The sequence below is a fragment of the Sporosarcina ureae genome (assembly GCF_002082015.1).
GTDB lineage: Bacteria > Bacillota > Bacilli > Bacillales_A > Planococcaceae > Sporosarcina > Sporosarcina ureae_A.
In genome coordinates this window covers 2,130,621-2,146,952 of the sequence record NZ_CP015109.1, presented here as the reverse complement: position 1 = coordinate 2,146,952, position 16,332 = coordinate 2,130,621, and the positions used below count along the sequence as shown (strand labels likewise).

Genomic DNA, 16,332 nt, shown 5'->3' with positions numbered 1-16,332 from the left:
GAATCATTTTATAATCATCGGGTTATCTTCAGCATCATACGATGCATCTTTTCTACTTATATCATTATCTTTTTCAAATATGTGTTCAAAAAAACGATTCGCAGGTTCAGCAAGTAGTTTATAATATTGTGCAAATAAATGAGCTGAGTGTGTTCCGCTCCACATCTCAGGAAGAAGTTCTTTTGGCAAACCAGGATCAATGAACAAGAACTTTCGATATTCATGCACTAGATTAGTACGTTCTACAAAACACTGAGCGTCCGACAACAAACCACTTTCCATTTCACTCGTTGCCACGACGAACTTTTGACTGTATATCGAAATAAATTCTCCATACTTTTTCTCTATCTCTTCAAGAGGCCAACTCTTGGCAACCAACTCTTGGTTTGACCTTGGTCCCGTGTACTTTGAGAGAAATAAGTCAGCATGTTCTTCAATTTCATATTTTGCTATTAATAAACGTACTTCTTTTGCCAAATCATTCGGCGTAATCCAACAACCATTCGTAAAAGTACCGAACCCACTCCATAAAAGCTCTTTCCGCAATTCATCACGAAGTTGTCGTTTATCTTCAGGTATGTTGTACATCAACATACGCCATTGCCCATCCCATTCATGAGGCTCTAATTTAAAAATACGCGATGCAGCTTCCTCGATACGAGAAACTCCACGGTCTGTTAAGTAATAATAACTTTTTCTTCCTTCACGTTCTGTTTCAAACCAGCCTTGTTTCATCATACGAGATAGAACAACGCGTACGGCTTGTTCATTATGGCCAAATTCTTTCATCAACCGGATCAAGCTACCAATCCAAATTTTATTTCCATAATGGCGCACGTAATCACCAAAAATTGTAAATATCATCGATTGTGTATTAGAGATAGAAAAAACCACTCTTTCAATTAAATTATTTGGTTCCTTCTCTCCATTATAACCGTTGCCCAATATTGATGACAAGCTTATGTGCCTTGGAATTCCGGTTCACGTTTTTCATTGAATGCCGTTAAAGCCTCAACGCGATCTTCGGTCGGGATGACTAATTCGTATGCTTTCGTTTCAATTGCAAGTCCTGTACGAAGGTCAGTATTTAGACCTTCATTAATTGCATATTTAGCTTGTTTAATTGCAACAGGACCATTTTTCATAATAGCTTCCGCTAATTCTTCGCAAGTTGCTAGTAAATTACTTGATTCTACTACTTTTAATACAATGCCTAGCTCTAATGCTTCCGTTGCAGTCAAGCGTTTAGCAGTGAATATAAGCTCTTTTGCTTTCATCACGCCAACTAATCGAGGTAGCCGTTGTGTGCCTCCTGCTCCTGGAATGATAGCCCAACTTGTTTCAGTCAAGCCTAACGTAGCATGACTAACGGCGATCGAGAAATCGCAAGCCAGCATCAATTCAAAACCACCGCCAAGTGCATGACCATTCACAGCGGCGATTGTAGGCTGAGGTAATTCTGCTATACTATTGAATACGTCACGAATAGCTTTTACGTTGCGACGCACTTCCGATTCGTTAAGAGTCTTACGTTCTTTTAAATCCGCACCCGCACTGAATGCCTTTTCTCCTTCTCCTTTAAAAATCACAGCTCTGATATCAGGTGCAATGTGGAGAGTCTCTACTATTTCTTGTAGTTCTTTTAAGGCAGGGTAATTAAAGCAATTTAAAGATTCAGGCCGATTGATTGTTACATAAGCAATACGATTTTCAACTTTCAATAAAACTGGTTTCATTATATAAGCTCCTTTATGCGTCAATCGTAAGTAGTTTTATAGTTCTGGCTTTTCTACGATCATGGCTATACCTTGTCCAACACCTATACACATAGTGGCCAGACCGTATTGCGTATTACGCTTATTCATTTCATATATTAACGTCATCAAAATACGTGCACCGCTTGCTCCGAGTGGATGTCCGTATGCAATGGCTCCACCGTTGACATTTACTTTGTCTGTATCCAGTTCTAATTGGCGAATACATTCAAGCGACTGGGAAGCAAATGCTTCATTTAATTCTACCAAGCCCATATCATCCGCTGTTAAATCCGCGCGTTTTAAAGCTTTGCGTGAGGCATAAATTGGTCCTAGACCCATCACCGCTGGCTCAAGACCTGCTACTGCGCCTGTCACATACTTTGCAAGTGGTTTCAGGCCAAGCTCTTTCGCTTTCTCTGCACTCATTACTAAAAGTGCTGCAGCTCCATCGTTTACACCTGACGCATTTCCTGCTGTAACTGACCCACCTTCAAATATTGGTCGTAGTTTCGCTAATGCCTCAACAGATGATTCTGGACGTGGATGTTCATCTCGCTCTACAATGATTTCATTGCCTTTACGATCTTTATATACAACTGGGACAATTTCTTTGCTGAATGCATCTTCCTCTATAGCCTTTTTCGCTCGACGTTGACTTTCATACGCAAAAGCATCTTGCTCTTCACGTGAAATGTTATAACGTTCTGCTACATTTTCCGCTGTTTTCGGCATAGTGTCAGATCCGTACATTTCTTCTAATTCCTTATTCGTAAAGCGCCATCCAATCGTCGTATCATACATTTTCATATCTCCGCGCGGGTACTCCACTTCAGGTTTACCCATTACAAATGGTGCGCGTGTCATGCTTTCCGTACCGCCTGCGATGAAGACATCCCCTTCGCCGGCCATGATCGCTCTTGCTGCATACATCACTGCGTCGATACCTGATCCACATAGGCGGTTAATTGTCGTTCCGCCCACTTCTATAGGTAAGCCGGCAAGTAATGCAGACATACGAGCCACGTTACGATTATCTTCACCTGCTTGATTCGCGTTGCCAAAAATCACTTCTTCAATTTCTTCAGTAGGAAGACTTGGATTTCTTTCAATTAAGGCTTTGATTACTGTAGCACCCAAGTCGTCGGGGCGAACTGCTTTTAACGCTCCCTTATATCTTCCAAATGGTGTACGTACTGCATCAACGATTACTACTTCCCTCATGATTTCACCATCTCCTTGTTATCCGAATAATCATAGATCCCTTTTCCGCTTTTTCTACCAAGACGTCCAGCTTTAACGTATTGTTCTAGCAAAGGGGCAGGACGATATTTTTCACCCAGTTTCTCATGGAGATATTTCAAGTTATTCAAGCGTGCGTCTAGTCCAACTAAATCTACTAATTCAAACGGTCCCATAGGATAGTTGAGGCCTAGTTTAATTGCTTTATCGATTTCTTCGGGTGAACCTAGGCCTTCTTGCAACATATAGAACGCTTCGTTTCCGACTAAGGCGCTAATTCGGCTTGTGACGAACCCAGGGAATTCATTGATGACAACCGTTTCCTTCCCCATTTTAACGGCTACATTTCTAATGACCTCTGCTGTTTCATCACTCGTTTCTAGCCCGCGTATAATTTCTACAAGTGGCATTTTATGTACGGGATTGAAAAAGTGCATGGCAATAGTGCGTTCAGGACGCTGACCAAATGATGCAATTTCAGTAGGACTCATAGTCGACGTATTCGTTGCAAAATAACATGAAGCAGGTGCATTTTCTTCAATCGTTTGGAAGACTTGCTTCTTAATATCTGCTACTTCAGGCACTGCTTCAATTACAAGATCCGCTGTTTTTGCTGCTATTGCTAATTCTGTTTCAAAATGAAGATGACTACGAATATCATTTGCCACTTGTTGCGTAATTTTTTGTCGCTCCAAACCTTTCGTGATGATTAATTCAATTTCCTTCTCTGCATTTTCCAATGCTTGTTCATTAATATCTACGATGGTGACAGAATATCCACCTAGTGCACTTACATAGGCAATACCTCTACCCATCACACCAGAACCAACAACTACAATTTTTTCAATCATTTTATTTCCCCCTTTAAATGGCTATTTCCTATTTATAGTAAGAAAGAACAGAGGCATGCGAACTAGCCCCTGTTCCTTTTTAACGTAATGTTTTTTACAGTCCGAATGGGTTTAATGGGCGAGAACCATAATAAGACATAATACTCTTTGTCTCGGAATAAAGATCTAATGTTTCAATAGCTAACTCGCGTCCGAAACCAGATTGCTTGTATCCACCAAATGGTGTTCCAGGGAAAGCAGAGAATGGCGAGTTGATCATGACGATACCTGCTTGAATTTTATTTGCTACACGTGTTGCACGTGCGCCATCTTTAGACCAAACAGATGATGCAAGTCCAAATTCCGAGTCATTCGCTAGTGTGATCGCTTCTTTTTCATTCGAGAACTTGGATAGTACAACGACAGGACCAAAGATCTCTTCTTGTACTACACGCATTTCCTGCGTCACGTTACCGATGACTGTAGGCGCATACCAGAAACCTTTTTCAAAGCCTTCAGGATGTATTTGCTCACCGCCAGCTAAAATTTCTGCTCCTTCGTCAATTGCTGATTGTACATATTCCTTTACAGTATCTAACTGTCCTTGGTCAATTACTGCTCCAACATGTGTTTCTTTGCTGAACGGATCGCCAAGAACGATACGGTTCGTCTTTTCAATGAATTTCTCAACGAACTCATCATACACGTCTTCATGAATATAAATACGTGAACGTGCATCACATGACTGTCCAGTATTATTATAAATACCATAGATTGAGCAATCTACCGCTTGATCAATATCCGCATCTTCAAAGATTAGGCTTGGTGATTTACCGCCTAACTCTAATGTGACACGCTTCAATGTGCCAGAAGCACGTGCCATAATATCTTTACCAATCGGAGTAGATCCTGTGAAAGCTACCTTATTTACTAAATCATGTTCAACTAGATAGTTTCCAATTTCAGCACCTGATCCTGGTAAGATGTTTACTACACCTTCTGGAACTCCTGCTTCGTGGCAAATTTCACCTAATACAATTGCTGTTAGGGGTGTAAGGGATGCCGGTTTAATAATTACAGAACAACCTGCCGCAAGTGCCGGTGCAACTTTCCAAGCCGCCATCATTAGTGGGTAGTTCCATGGAATGATTTGAGCACATACACCAACTGGCTCTTTTTCCGTGTAGTTGTGGAACTGGCCAGGTACGTTATTTACGGAGCCGCGGTGTGAAACTAATGCACCTGCATAAAATTCAAAATCCTCTACCGCCTGATTAATCTGAGCTTGTGCTGCCGCAATCGTTTTCCCTGTATTTAGTACTTCTAGTTCTACTAATTCGCTAAAACGACTTCTCATGATCGCCGCAATCTTATTAAGGACACGAGCGCGTTTTCCTGTAGGTGTGATCTTCCACTTCCCATTATCAAATGCATTACGCGCCGCTTCAATAGCGCGCTGTGCATCTTCTTGAGTTGCTTTAGCGACTTCCGCTAAGAATTCCCCTGTTGCCGGATTATACACTTTTGTACGAGCGCCATTGCTGCTTTCCACTTGCTCTCCGTTGATAAATAATTTATAGAAATCACGCTTCATAGTTTGTGCTACTTCTTGCTCTTGAATTTTTGTCATGGTATTTCCTCCTCTTATTTTCCAATAAACTCAGGACTTCTTTTGTTTTTAAATGCTTCAATACCTTCCGCATGATCTTCAGTCAATCCAGCAATTCGCTGACTTTCTGCTTCACGTTGAAGATACTCTTCAAACGGTAGCGTCTGAACATCATTCAATCCTCTTTTAATTAGTCCAATTGCTTTAGTTGGCTTCGTTGCAATCGTCTTTGCAAACGCTTCCACTTCTACTTCGAAGTCTTCTTGTGAGAATACTTTCGTTGCTAGCCCTAAATCCAATGCCTGGGCCGCAGTGATTTTCTCGCCTAGAATTGAAATTTCTGCTGCTTTTGCTGCACCAACTAATTGTGATAGATAATACAGATTGCCAGAGTCGGGAATGAGTCCTACATGTATGAATGCATTTATGTAGCTGGCTTTCTCAGACATCAAACGGAAGTCACATGCTAGAGCTAGACTAAAACCAGCCCCAGCGGCTACTCCATTGACTGCTGCTATGATGGGCTTTTCTGTTTTCTTTATTTCCAGAATCATTGGACCGTAGTGGTCTCTTAGTACTTGCCCATGATCCATTTGTTCATCAACTTCTGATAGATCTTGGCCTGAACAGAATGCTCGACCTTCACCTGTTACGACGATGCATCTTGCATTGTCATCCTTTGATGCCATACGTAGCGCTTCTTTAATTTCACGGTTCATCTGCGCTACGAATGCATTTAATTTATCAGGACGATTCAATGTAAGCCAAGCAATACCATCTTTCAATTCGTATTGAATTGTTTCAAACATAGAAAATCGTCTCCTCATTTTCCTTTATATATCGGCTTTCTCTTTTCAACGAAAGCTTGCATTCCTTCTTTTTGATCCTCGGATGAAAATAGAAGATAGAAGTTCTTTCGCTCATACTGCATACCTTCATACAATGGATAGTCAACCGCCTTGTTTACTGAGTCTTTAATCATTCGGATAGCAAGTGGCGGCATGCTAGCGACCTTATTTGAAAACCGTAAAGCCTCTTCACGCAATAGCTCTTGAGAAACAATTCGGTTAATCACTCCATGTTTTTGTAGTTCAGTAGCTTTGATTCGCTCACCTGTCCATAACCACTCTATCGCTTTCGCACGTCCAACTAACTTAGTTAAGCGTTGCGTCCCGCCAGCTCCAGGCATGACACCTAAAGTCACTTCAGGGAATGAAAACTCTGTTCCATCCGCAGCCAAAAGAACATCGCAGCAAAGAGCAAGTTCAAAACCTCCACCAAAAACAAATCCATGAACTGCACCGATGACGGGTTTTTTGATGAGAGGAATCTGATCCCAGTCAGCAAACTGGTTCAATAATTCAAGACTCATTGAATCTGCTCCAGCCATCTCATCTATATCTGCACCAGCAGAGAAAGCTTTTCCCTTACCTACTAGTAAAATTACACGTATTTCGTCATTTCGATCAAACGATTGCAGCGCCTCGAGAATTTCACTAACCATATTGCGATTCAAAGAATTCAATTGCTTAGGTCTGTTTAATTCAATCATGCCGACTTGTTGATCCACCGATGTTTCTATGAATTTGTAAGCAGTCATTCGCTGTCTTCACCAATCATCAAAGTGACTAGCTTTCCAGCGAAGCCCATCAAGTCTTTTCCAGAAGCCTTTCCTTCATCAGAGCTCAAGCCTGCTTTTAATGATGCTGCATCATCATAGATCATTTCACACATCAAGTAATACGGTGGTTCTCCACCCATTGGGCTGCCAGTGAACTTTGTTACTTTCATCTCACGCAAGCCAGGAATCTTCGCTGTGATTGGTGAATGAACGTTGAAGTAATGCTCGTCAAATTCCTCTTTGTTTTCAGGGTGTTTGTATAATGCGATTAATTTAGCCATTTAAATTCCTCCAGTTACATTATTGTTGATACAGGTTTCATTGCTTCAAACGGAGTTTTACAACTCTTGCAATATAAAATACTTCTACAAGCCGTTGGTCCAAATATATTCTCCATCGTTACGTACGTTGAATCGCAATACGGACAATCCACATGCCAAGATCCATCCTCTTCTAGGTGACGTGGTGGAGCAGCGATTCCAAACTCTTTCAATCCTTTTTGTCCATTCTCTGTTACACGATCAGACGTCCAAGGAGGACTGAAAATAAATTCTACTTCGACGTTTTTGGATCCAGATAGCCCCATCACAGCATTCTTAGTATTCGTTCGGATGATTTCAAGTGCCGGGCAACCTAAAAACGTAGGTAATAAAGTTACCTTGATCTGTTCGGCTTCAACTTCCACTTTCTCCACCATTCCAAGATCCACTATACTGACTGTATCAATTTCAGGGTCCTTGACGCTTTCAAGCACCTTCCATACTTCTAAGTTTTGTGAGTTTTTTACTAGAGCTACCATTTCCAAAACACCTCTTTCTTTCTATTACCAGTTAGTGGCTGTATCGAGTCTGTACACTTCAGAAAGTGTATCGATTGCTGTTTGTAATTCATCTGTATGTTGTCCATTACGGCCATTCAACTTCGGTTCAGGGATTGTAGGTAAGTCCAACTGTAGTTTTTCAAAAGTCGGACGCAATGCTTCAAGCCAATTATTTTGTATCTTTTCTTCCGAATCTATCAAGTCAAATCGTTCAATCGATTCTTTTTGTTCTCCGTAAGAGAATAGATCTCCCATATCTTCAACAACTAGTTCAATCGCGCTAGCCATTTTACTTTTTGCCTCTTCTGTTGAGCTTAGTAGTTGTTCGAACCACAACTTCCAATGCATGACATGGTAATAGAGTTCCATGCTTACTTTTACAGCAATTTCGCGAAGTGGTTCATATGAGCTTTCTCTTAGTGAATTGATTTTTGCTCTTTTCGCTTGTGTATAGAAGTAACTTCTAACTACTGTATAAGCCCAATCGTATTGTGGTGTATCCATATAATATCCGTCACCGTTGACACGTTCGGTCAACACACTATTCTTTCGTTCTTGTGCAGGACGTAAGTGAGCGAGATCGTCTGCTTTCCCTACCCCCAAGTCCTCTAGCAACTTATAATACATGGCTGCATGACCCATCGAATCTTGCGTGATGGAGGATGATGCAACATCTTCTTCTATATGTGGAGCCAGCCCTAACCATTCAGAGCCACGATAGGAAAACAGAAAATCATCATCCGCTAATTGGAATATAAGTGCCTCTATAGCCTTTTTCTCTTCTGCACTCATCATTCTTTCTACGTTACTCATTTTTCTTTACCTCCTGCCCAAGATAAGATTTCTTTCTCATCAAGCATTTCTTGTTCGTATTGACGCCATTTTTTACGCAAGTATCCATACCCTTTTGTAGTACGGTACTCTTTGTTATCCAAACGGTTCAAAGATAGGCGTTCTTCTTCATCCATACTGCGGATATTCTTTTTATTTACGACCCATATATCAACGACAGGCTCTCGACGCATAAAATTTTCTTGTGCCATCATAAGTGCCATGTCTTCATTTGGCGCTAGTAAATCAAATTGATGCTGGAATGATGCGGCATGGGTACGCTTACTGAATACTTCAAACTCTTGATAAAATGTTTTCTCTGACATATTCTCCATCGCTCCTTTATTCAACAACTGCACTTAACGCTTCACGTACCCACGCATTGTTCTCGTATGATGAACGGCGAAGATTAAGACGCGCTTGTGATTTTGGTCCATTATTTTTAATAATCTTTTTAAATTCTGTCCAGTCAGGTTGCTGGTATACCCAATGTTCTTTCTCTTGATCAAAATACAATGTATCGTCCGGAATTGTTAAACTTAGTGATAGAATTCTCGGAATGTATTTATCTAGGAAACTTTGACGTAATTCTTCATTCGTGTTCTTCCGAATACGATATTTGATAGTTGCTTCTTGCTTCGATGCACCTGTCGTAGCTTTACTTGGAGGTCCAAAGAACATAAGAAGTGCTGGCCACCAGCGGTTAAGTGCATCTTGCACCATTGCTCGCTGTTCTTCCGTTCCTTCTGCAAGTGCCATGATAATCGATTCTCCGTGCTGCGCATGAAATACCTCTTCTGCACAAATACGTTGTAGTGCCTTAGCATATGGCCCGTAAGATGCGTCTAACATATTCGTTTGTGTAATGATCGCAGCCCCATCTACTAACCAACCGATCAATCCTGCATCTGCCCAAGTTTTTGTTTCCATATGAAACACATTATGAAATTTCAAATCCTCATTAAATAGATCTTGCATGATATCTCCGCGAGTTTTACCATATGGCTTCATCAAATCTTCTGCTACGCGTAACAATAATTGTCCATGGCCCATTTCATCTTGTACTTTCGCCATGATTCCAAGTTTTCGGTATAGCGAAGGTGCTTTAGGCACCCATTCTTTCTCAGGAAGTGCTCCCATAATTTCACTGATCCCGTGCATGGAAATAAGTTTAATTAATGTTTGGCGATACTCTTCTGGCATCCAATCGTCTGCTTGGATCTTATCGCCACTCTCTATGCGTTTCATGAAATACTCCATTTTTTCATCTGTGGTCATAGTCGTCATCGTTACCATTTATCTAATTCCTCCTTTAGATTGTGAACAGTTAATACCTTGTAGTATTTCTTGACGAAGGATTGATATAACACATTTATAGAAATTGGCTAAATTTCGTTATACTTCATTTCAAAAAAATACTAAACTTCCTCTAAAACAATGGGATGTTCCGAAACTTTGATAGAGTCGGTTGGGCAGCCCTCGAGAGCATCATCTAGATCATCTAGTAAATCTTCATCGACTTCCGCTGAACCTTCATTGTTATCAAGGTGCACAAATGCAAAGCCTTCATCATTGTAATCAAAAATATCAGGTGCGCTTGCTCCGCATGCACCGCATGCTATGCAAGTCGATTGATCAACAATAGTATGTGTAGCCATAAAAGGTGTCCTCCTTTATTCTAATTTAGTCAAGTGTTCAAGAGTTGACCGGGACTTTTTTCTGTTCTTGCTTTTCCTTTTTCTCCATCAATGTCGTACTATGAGTGGCTTGAACTTTAGCTGTTGGATCAATGTAGACCTTTGCGTTACTAACAGCTGTTGGCGCTTCTCCAAATCCACTAGCTATAAGTTTAACTTTTCCTGGATACGTGCAAATGTCGCCTACAGCGTAAATACCTTCAATGTTCGTTTCCATTTTCGAGTTGACGACAATACTATTCTTTTCTATTTCTAATTCCCAATCCTTAATAGGACCGAGAGAAGACACGAAACCATAGTTAACGATCACTTCGTCAATTGTTACTTCTTCTACTTCTTCTGATTTCATCTTACTTAGAACGATTTTCTCGATTCTATCTTCACCAATAAACAATGATGGTGTATACGGTGTTTTAATTTCTACTTTAGAATTCATTAAGTTTTCTACGCTAGCTTCATGTGCTCGGAACTTATCACGGCGGTGAACGAGTGTTACTTTATTCGCAATTGGTTCAAGCATCAGAGACCAGTCTACAGCAGAGTCACCGCCACCAAAAATTTGTACATTTTTTCCCGCAAAGTATTGTAGATCTTTAATGAAGTAGTGTAAGTTTTTATCTTCATATCGTTCTGCATTTTCCACATCAAGCTTTCTAGGTTGAAACGCGCCATTTCCAGCTGTAATGATAATTGCCTTAGAGTAATGAGTTTCTTTATTCGTTTTGATTTTGAAGTTCCCATCCTCTTGCTTAATCACTTCACGTACCTCTTGTTCAAGGGTGATATTCGGTTCGAACTGAGACATTTGCTCAACCAGATTATCAATAAGATTTTGTCCCGTGATCTTAGGGAATCCTGCAATATCGTATATATACTTTTCAGGATATAAAGCCGTTAATTGACCACCAAGTTGCGGAAGGCTTTCAATTAAGTTTACCGACATTTGGCGCATACCTGCATAAAAGGAAGTAAACAATCCCACAGGGCCGCCACCGATTATCGTTAAATCATAAACTTTCTGTTCAGTACTCATATGCCGTATTCTCCTCTCTTTCAGTAGGAAATTATTCTTCAAAGTATAACGGATAATTAACGTATCTCTTCTTTTTTGTTATACTTAGTATCTTAAATCAATGTGTAAGCGTTGTCAAGAATATATTCAGAATAATTTATTTCTATTTTAAAATCGGATAATCTTGTGCTCTTGCCAAGCATTACTTGATAGATAAACTACTCTTAAAGAAATTTTCATATAAAAAGCACTGCTACGGCGCAGTGCTTTTCTATCTCATTCAATATACGTCCATTTCCCGTCCTTAACAGTCGCCATTACAAAGCTCTCTGGTCCAAGCCCATTATGATCATCAGCTGCGTAATTATAAACACCTGTCGTACCGACCCAGTCTTTAATGTTCGCTTCTAAATAATCACGGATGGCTTGACGATCAGTAGCTCCGTTCTTTAATGCCTCTACTGCCAACATCACATTGTCATAACCGTAAGAACCAAAGTTAGTCGGCTCACTGTCATATTTCTCCGTATACTCATTGTAAAATTTTGATACTACATCGTACTGTATATCATCTTCAGGAATCTGATTTGGGAATAGTAGTTTTCCAGTCGGAATTACTACGCCTTCTGCAGCTTCACCCGCCAAAGAGATAAAGTTTTGATTTGCAATGCCATGACTTCCAAATACAGGTAATTTAACCCCTAGATCATGAGCATTTTTTGCGATTACAGCAGGTCCGGGATTCGTTCCCCAGACGACAATCGCTTCTGCTTTTGCACTATTAATTTTTGTTACTTGTGTACTCATATCAGGATCTTGTGTATTATAGCTTTCCTTCGCTACAATTTTAATGTCATATTCATCTGCCAAAGCTTCCAATTGCTCTAAGCCACTCGAACCAAATGCATTGGAATCACTGATCGTGCCGATTTTATTAATTCCTTGTTCGTTTAAATACATATAAATACGTTCAACTGCTTGTCTATCCGATTGCGGTGTTTTAAACACCCATTCTGCATCTTCAACAGGTTCGACGATATGCGTACTTGCTGCAGCAGAAATCATCGCAACTTTTTGTTGCATGGCGATTCCTTTCATTGCAAGGCTTTCACCACTTCCTGATGAACCAAGTAGCGCTAATACATTTTCATCATTCACTAATCGATTAGCTTCTTGTGTTGCTTTTTCCTGACTAGATTCGTCATCAGCTAAAATTATTTTTAATGGAATACCATCAATTCCACCTTCTGCGTTAATTTTTTCTTCTAATAGTTTCGCTGCATTCCACTCAGGTTCACCCAATGGACTATTAGGACCTGTTTTAGAATAAATCGCACCAATTTTATACTCTGTCAGTTCTCCACTTTCAGTCTTCGCGTCTGCGTCACTACACGCAGCTAGCACTATTGACATCATAACTGCTAGGATTAACATAGGTAATTTTCTGAACATCTTCTCATCCTCCATCATCAATGTACTGTGTGCCCTAAGTAAGCTTCTTTCACTTCTGGATCATTCAGTAATTCCCTTGAACTACCACTTTTAATGATTTCACCATGAGAAATGACATACCCTCTATCAGCTATCCTAAGGGATGCATGTAAATTTTGTTCTATTAATAAAATTGTTGTCCCAAACTGCTTACGTAAATCACCAACGAGCTCCAATACATCTTTCGCTACGAGAGGGGCGAGTCCTAATGTAGGTTCATCTAGTAACAACAGATCGGGCTCCGCCATCATTCCCCGCGCAATTGCAAGCATTTGTTGCTGACCGCCAGACATCGTTCCACCCATTTGATCTTTTCGATCTCTTAGTATCGGAAACAGTTCGAAAACCTTTTTGATGTTTTCTTCTACTGCCTGCTTGTTAGTGGTTTTACGGTGGTGGTAAGCGCCTAAATATAAATTATCCAAAACAGTCATTGTAGAAAAAATTTGACGATGTTCAGGTACATGAATTAAATGTTTTCCTACAATTTTTTCAGCTTCCATTCCTGTAATATCAGTACCTTGATAAATAATTTGCCCACTTGTCGGTCGAAGCAATCCAGAAACGGTTTGTAAAAGAGTTGTCTTACCCGCTCCATTTGCTCCTAACAAAGCAACAATTTCACCTTGATTAACAGACAATGATGCGCGATTTAATGCTTGAATCGGCCCGTAGCTGACAGAACAGTCGAGTATATTCAGTAGGTTTTGTTCACTCATACGACTTCCTCCTCGATTTCTGCGCCTAAGTAAGCCGAAATTACAGCTTCATTCGCTTGAATTTCTTTTGGAGTTCCCTCTGCAATCTTCATGCCTTGATCCAAAACAACAAGTTTATCGCAAATGCTCATGACTAGATCCATGTCATGCTCAACGACTAGAATGGTTACTCCAGTTTCTCTAACTCTTTTAATTAACTGGCTCATTTCAGATGTCTCACTGTGATTTAATCCTGCTGCAATCTCATCCAATAGAAGAAGTTTAGGTTCTGTAGCATAGGCACGAGCAAATTCCAGTAGTCGCAATTTTCCTAATGACAAACTAGATGCTTTCTGATCGTAAAGTGATTCTAGATTGAAGAAACGTAAAATGTCCATTGCTTCTTCATACACCTTGCGCTCTTTTCTAGTTATGCCAAGTAACATAGAGGCAACTCCTGAAAGGTTTTGCTTCGTTTTCATATGCTGGCCTACCATGACATTTTCGATCACTGTCATATTTTTAAACACTTGTAAATTTTGAAACGTTCGTGAAATACCTAAAGGAGCAACTTTATATGAAGGAAGTAGATCAATCTTCTTCCCGCAAAATACAATACTACCTTCAGTCGGTGGAAATATAGAAGATATCATGTTGAACATTGTGCTTTTCCCTGCTCCATTGGGGCCTATCAACCCAACGATTTGTCCTTCATCGACAGAGAAGCTGACTTCGCTATTTGCTACAACTCCACCAAATCTTTTAGTAATTGACTCTACTTGCAACAATGTCCTCATCTCCTCATTCTGAAACACTTGGTTTTATCGGTGCGACGGATACAGACGATTTCTTTTCCCCTCTCTTGATAGCTGCACTTTTTAACAAGTCTACTACTGTTGGGAATAGACCTTTTGGCATGAAGATAACAACTAATATCAAGATTAATCCATAAATCACGTGTTCCGAATCACTAGTGATGAAAGTGAATCGCTCACCAAGTGTATGAACAGTAATGCCGATCATACGTATTAATAAAGCTCCTATCAAAGCACCCCATACACTTCCACTTCCGCCTAGGACGACCATTGCCAAGAAAAGAATGGATGCATCAAATGTGAATGCTGAAGGAGATATACTATAGCTCATATGAGCAAACAACCAACCGGCAAGTCCAGCAAATGCAGCACTTAAGATAAATACCTGCATTTTATACCTGCCTGTATTCACTCCCATTGAGCTAGAAGCAATTTCACTATCATGTATAGAACGCAGGGCACGTCCAACCCGAGAATGAACAATGTTTAGTGATAGTATTAAAACTAGTAAAACGAAAAACCATACGAGAAAGTAATATGGAACTCCTTGGTTGATTGTCATGCCGAACAATGACAGCTGTGGGATACCATAAAACCCTGATGCTCCCATTGTAATTCCCTTACCTTCAACCAGCAGACCATGAACGATAATACCGAGAGCCAATGTTGCCATAGCTAAGTAATATCCACTTAATCGAGACATCGTATATCCCATGAAGAAAGCTAGAAGAGCTGGAACAAATAAAGCTATAGGCAAGCTAACCCAAGGACTCCATCCCCACGTAGCTGTCAAAATAGATGTAGTATAGGCTCCCACTCCATAAAATGCCGCTTGCCCTAAGGATATTTGCCCCGCATAGCCCATTAATAGACCTAAACCAATAGCTATAATCGCGTATATACCTGCAAAAGTGGCCTGTGTAATGAAAAACGATTGAGTGACTACCAATGGGAATATAAGGATGGCGGCAATGAATACAACTACGCCCCACCACTTCGTCTGTTGAACGCCTTGTAATTTCATTACAAACCTCCCTTTCCGATAGTTTTCTCACCCAAAATACCATTGGGTCTTATGATCAATATAAGTAAGAATACTGAAAATGTAATAACTTCTTTCATTCCTGAACTAACATAGCCAGCTCCCATGGATTCGAATAGTCCAATTAGCAAACCACCTATAACAGCTCCAGGAGCACTACCTAGTCCTCCTAGAATCGCTGCTGAGAAACCTTTAATACCCAACATAGCGCCCATATCATATGCTGGGAAGATAATTGGCGCAATCGCAAGGCCTGCGATGGCTCCAAGCGCAGCACTCAACACAAAGGAGAAAGAAGACATTCTTTTTGGACTTATCCCCATTAATCTTGCAGCCATAGGATTAACAGAAGATGCTTGGAATGCTTTTCCAAGCATTGTTTTATCGATAAACATGTACATAAGACCGACAACCAATAGCATAATCAAGACAACCCAAATGGATTGAGGTGTAATGGAAGCGCCTCCAATAGTTACAGGAGTATTCTCAGTGAAAGGTGCAACTGTATGCTGGTCTTTCCCCCATACCATGCTACTGATTCCCCGGATAAAGATCGACGTTCCAATCGTTAAAATGATTAAGCTGATTGCATCAGCACCTTTGGCTCTTCGTATCAAGAGGAATTCCATTAGCCAACCGATGAGTGTTACAAAGAGAATCGTAGCAATAAAGGAAAGCCAATATGGTACACCCACCGATACAAGTGAAAACATAGTCAATCCGCCAAGCATGACGAATTCTCCTTGAGCTAAGTTAATTACTTTTGTCACACTATAAATAGTTACGAAGCCAAGGGCGACAATTGCATAAATACTTCCAATCGTAATTCCCGTTAATGTGAACTGTAAAAAATCTTGCACTCACTTCACG

19 protein-coding genes are annotated in these 16,332 nt (G+C 40.4%); all 19 read right to left on the bottom strand.

All coding sequences use genetic code 11. The features are described 5' to 3' along the window. Positions 1-3: 3 nt before the first annotated feature. Positions 4-864, bottom strand: a complete 861-nt coding sequence (gene paaX, locus SporoP17a_RS10545; RefSeq protein ID WP_083034598.1) for a phenylacetic acid degradation operon negative regulatory protein PaaX — start codon at positions 862-864, stop codon at positions 4-6. Positions 865-959: 95 nt separating this feature from the next. Next, positions 960-1,736 (bottom strand): enoyl-CoA hydratase-related protein, encoded by a 777-nt coding sequence (locus SporoP17a_RS10540; protein ID WP_083034597.1) that lies wholly within the window; start codon positions 1,734-1,736, stop codon positions 960-962. A 36-nt stretch (positions 1,737-1,772) separates the two neighbouring features. Beyond that, positions 1,773-2,978 (bottom strand): thiolase family protein, encoded by a 1,206-nt coding sequence (locus tag SporoP17a_RS10535; protein WP_083034596.1) that lies wholly within the window; start codon positions 2,976-2,978, stop codon positions 1,773-1,775. After that, positions 2,975-3,847, bottom strand: a complete 873-nt coding sequence (locus SporoP17a_RS10530; RefSeq protein ID WP_083034595.1) for a 3-hydroxyacyl-CoA dehydrogenase — start codon at positions 3,845-3,847, stop codon at positions 2,975-2,977. The genes SporoP17a_RS10535 and SporoP17a_RS10530 overlap by 4 nt, the downstream gene beginning before the upstream one ends. Before the next feature lie 94 nt (positions 3,848-3,941). Continuing rightward, positions 3,942-5,456 carry an aldehyde dehydrogenase family protein gene (locus SporoP17a_RS10525; protein ID WP_083034594.1) on the bottom strand — a complete coding sequence of 505 codons (1,515 nt, stop codon included), beginning with the start codon at positions 5,454-5,456 and terminating at the stop codon, positions 3,942-3,944. Positions 5,457-5,470: 14 nt separating this feature from the next. After that, positions 5,471-6,244 (bottom strand): enoyl-CoA hydratase-related protein, encoded by a 774-nt coding sequence (locus SporoP17a_RS10520; RefSeq protein WP_083034593.1) that lies wholly within the window; start codon positions 6,242-6,244, stop codon positions 5,471-5,473. Positions 6,245-6,258: 14 nt separating this feature from the next. Then, on the bottom strand, positions 6,259-7,035 hold the full coding sequence (locus SporoP17a_RS10515; protein WP_083034592.1) for an enoyl-CoA hydratase/isomerase family protein: 777 nt from the start codon (positions 7,033-7,035) through the stop codon (positions 6,259-6,261). Then, on the bottom strand, positions 7,032-7,337 hold the full coding sequence (locus SporoP17a_RS10510) for an EthD family reductase (RefSeq protein ID WP_029054019.1): 306 nt from the start codon (positions 7,335-7,337) through the stop codon (positions 7,032-7,034). Before SporoP17a_RS10510 ends, SporoP17a_RS10515 begins: the two co-directional genes overlap by 4 nt. A 14-nt stretch (positions 7,338-7,351) precedes the next feature. Then, positions 7,352-7,855: a 1,2-phenylacetyl-CoA epoxidase subunit PaaD gene (gene paaD / locus SporoP17a_RS10505; protein WP_083034591.1), complete on the bottom strand. Its 504-nt coding sequence runs from the start codon at positions 7,853-7,855 to the stop codon at positions 7,352-7,354. A 24-nt stretch (positions 7,856-7,879) separates the two neighbouring features. Further along, positions 7,880-8,689 (bottom strand): 1,2-phenylacetyl-CoA epoxidase subunit PaaC, encoded by an 810-nt coding sequence (gene paaC / locus SporoP17a_RS10500; RefSeq protein ID WP_208859796.1) that lies wholly within the window; start codon positions 8,687-8,689, stop codon positions 7,880-7,882. After that, on the bottom strand, positions 8,686-9,033 hold the full coding sequence (gene paaB / locus SporoP17a_RS10495) for a 1,2-phenylacetyl-CoA epoxidase subunit PaaB (protein ID WP_083034590.1): 348 nt from the start codon (positions 9,031-9,033) through the stop codon (positions 8,686-8,688). The genes paaC and paaB overlap by 4 nt, the downstream gene beginning before the upstream one ends. Before the next feature lie 16 nt (positions 9,034-9,049). After that, complete coding sequence (gene paaA, locus SporoP17a_RS10490) at positions 9,050-10,003, bottom strand: 1,2-phenylacetyl-CoA epoxidase subunit PaaA (RefSeq protein ID WP_083034589.1); 954 nt, start codon at positions 10,001-10,003, stop codon at positions 9,050-9,052. Between the two features lie 122 nt (positions 10,004-10,125). Next, positions 10,126-10,365: a ferredoxin gene (locus tag SporoP17a_RS10485; RefSeq protein WP_083034588.1), complete on the bottom strand. Its 240-nt coding sequence runs from the start codon at positions 10,363-10,365 to the stop codon at positions 10,126-10,128. 37 nt (positions 10,366-10,402) lie between these two features. Further along, entirely contained in the window at positions 10,403-11,437 is a 1,035-nt protein-coding gene (locus SporoP17a_RS10480; protein ID WP_083034587.1) for an NAD(P)/FAD-dependent oxidoreductase, read from the bottom strand. A gap of 255 nt (positions 11,438-11,692) precedes the next feature. Beyond that, complete coding sequence (locus SporoP17a_RS10475; RefSeq protein WP_083034586.1) at positions 11,693-12,868, bottom strand: ABC transporter substrate-binding protein; 1,176 nt, start codon at positions 12,866-12,868, stop codon at positions 11,693-11,695. A 17-nt stretch (positions 12,869-12,885) separates the two neighbouring features. Then, positions 12,886-13,626: an ABC transporter ATP-binding protein gene (locus SporoP17a_RS10470; RefSeq protein ID WP_083034585.1), complete on the bottom strand. Its 741-nt coding sequence runs from the start codon at positions 13,624-13,626 to the stop codon at positions 12,886-12,888. Further along, entirely contained in the window at positions 13,623-14,402 is a 780-nt protein-coding gene (locus tag SporoP17a_RS10465; RefSeq protein WP_083034584.1) for an ABC transporter ATP-binding protein, read from the bottom strand. The genes SporoP17a_RS10470 and SporoP17a_RS10465 overlap by 4 nt, the downstream gene beginning before the upstream one ends. 4 nt (positions 14,403-14,406) lie before the next feature. Then, positions 14,407-15,444: a branched-chain amino acid ABC transporter permease gene (locus SporoP17a_RS10460; protein WP_083034583.1), complete on the bottom strand. Its 1,038-nt coding sequence runs from the start codon at positions 15,442-15,444 to the stop codon at positions 14,407-14,409. Beyond that, the gene (locus SporoP17a_RS10455; RefSeq protein ID WP_083034582.1) at positions 15,444-16,322 is read right to left on the bottom strand and encodes a branched-chain amino acid ABC transporter permease; all 879 of its coding nucleotides are present in this window, start codon (positions 16,320-16,322) and stop codon (positions 15,444-15,446) included. The genes SporoP17a_RS10460 and SporoP17a_RS10455 overlap by 1 nt, the downstream gene beginning before the upstream one ends. Positions 16,323-16,332 lie beyond the last annotated feature (10 nt).

What these genes read in the sequence shown, in the direction of transcription:
- paaD (WP_083034591.1), bottom strand. Translation starts at nt 7,855, where the DNA reads ATGGTAGCTCTAGTAAAAAACTCACAAAACTTAGAAGTATGGAAGGTG.
- SporoP17a_RS10525 (WP_083034594.1), bottom strand. Translation starts at nt 5,456, where the DNA reads ATGACAAAAATTCAAGAGCAAGAAGTAGCACAAACTATGAAGCGTGAT.
- paaC (WP_208859796.1), bottom strand. Translation starts at nt 8,689, where the DNA reads ATGAGTAACGTAGAAAGAATGATGAGTGCAGAAGAGAAAAAGGCTATA.
- paaX (WP_083034598.1), bottom strand. Translation starts at nt 864, where the DNA reads ATGATATTTACAATTTTTGGTGATTACGTGCGCCATTATGGAAATAAA.
- SporoP17a_RS10510 (WP_029054019.1), bottom strand. Translation starts at nt 7,337, where the DNA reads ATGGCTAAATTAATCGCATTATACAAACACCCTGAAAACAAAGAGGAA.
- SporoP17a_RS10535 (WP_083034596.1), bottom strand. Translation starts at nt 2,978, where the DNA reads ATGAGGGAAGTAGTAATCGTTGATGCAGTACGTACACCATTTGGAAGA.
- paaB (WP_083034590.1), bottom strand. Translation starts at nt 9,033, where the DNA reads ATGTCAGAGAAAACATTTTATCAAGAGTTTGAAGTATTCAGTAAGCGT.
- SporoP17a_RS10515 (WP_083034592.1), bottom strand. Translation starts at nt 7,035, where the DNA reads ATGACTGCTTACAAATTCATAGAAACATCGGTGGATCAACAAGTCGGC.
- SporoP17a_RS10530 (WP_083034595.1), bottom strand. Translation starts at nt 3,847, where the DNA reads ATGATTGAAAAAATTGTAGTTGTTGGTTCTGGTGTGATGGGTAGAGGT.
- SporoP17a_RS10480 (WP_083034587.1), bottom strand. Translation starts at nt 11,437, where the DNA reads ATGAGTACTGAACAGAAAGTTTATGATTTAACGATAATCGGTGGCGGC.
- SporoP17a_RS10460 (WP_083034583.1), bottom strand. Translation starts at nt 15,444, where the DNA reads ATGAAATTACAAGGCGTTCAACAGACGAAGTGGTGGGGCGTAGTTGTA.
- paaA (WP_083034589.1), bottom strand. Translation starts at nt 10,003, where the DNA reads ATGGTAACGATGACGACTATGACCACAGATGAAAAAATGGAGTATTTC.
- SporoP17a_RS10540 (WP_083034597.1), bottom strand. Translation starts at nt 1,736, where the DNA reads ATGAAACCAGTTTTATTGAAAGTTGAAAATCGTATTGCTTATGTAACA.
- SporoP17a_RS10520 (WP_083034593.1), bottom strand. Translation starts at nt 6,244, where the DNA reads ATGTTTGAAACAATTCAATACGAATTGAAAGATGGTATTGCTTGGCTT.
- SporoP17a_RS10485 (WP_083034588.1), bottom strand. Translation starts at nt 10,365, where the DNA reads ATGGCTACACATACTATTGTTGATCAATCGACTTGCATAGCATGCGGT.
- SporoP17a_RS10475 (WP_083034586.1), bottom strand. Translation starts at nt 12,868, where the DNA reads ATGTTCAGAAAATTACCTATGTTAATCCTAGCAGTTATGATGTCAATA.
- SporoP17a_RS10465 (WP_083034584.1), bottom strand. Translation starts at nt 14,402, where the DNA reads ATGAGGACATTGTTGCAAGTAGAGTCAATTACTAAAAGATTTGGTGGA.
- SporoP17a_RS10470 (WP_083034585.1), bottom strand. Translation starts at nt 13,626, where the DNA reads ATGAGTGAACAAAACCTACTGAATATACTCGACTGTTCTGTCAGCTAC.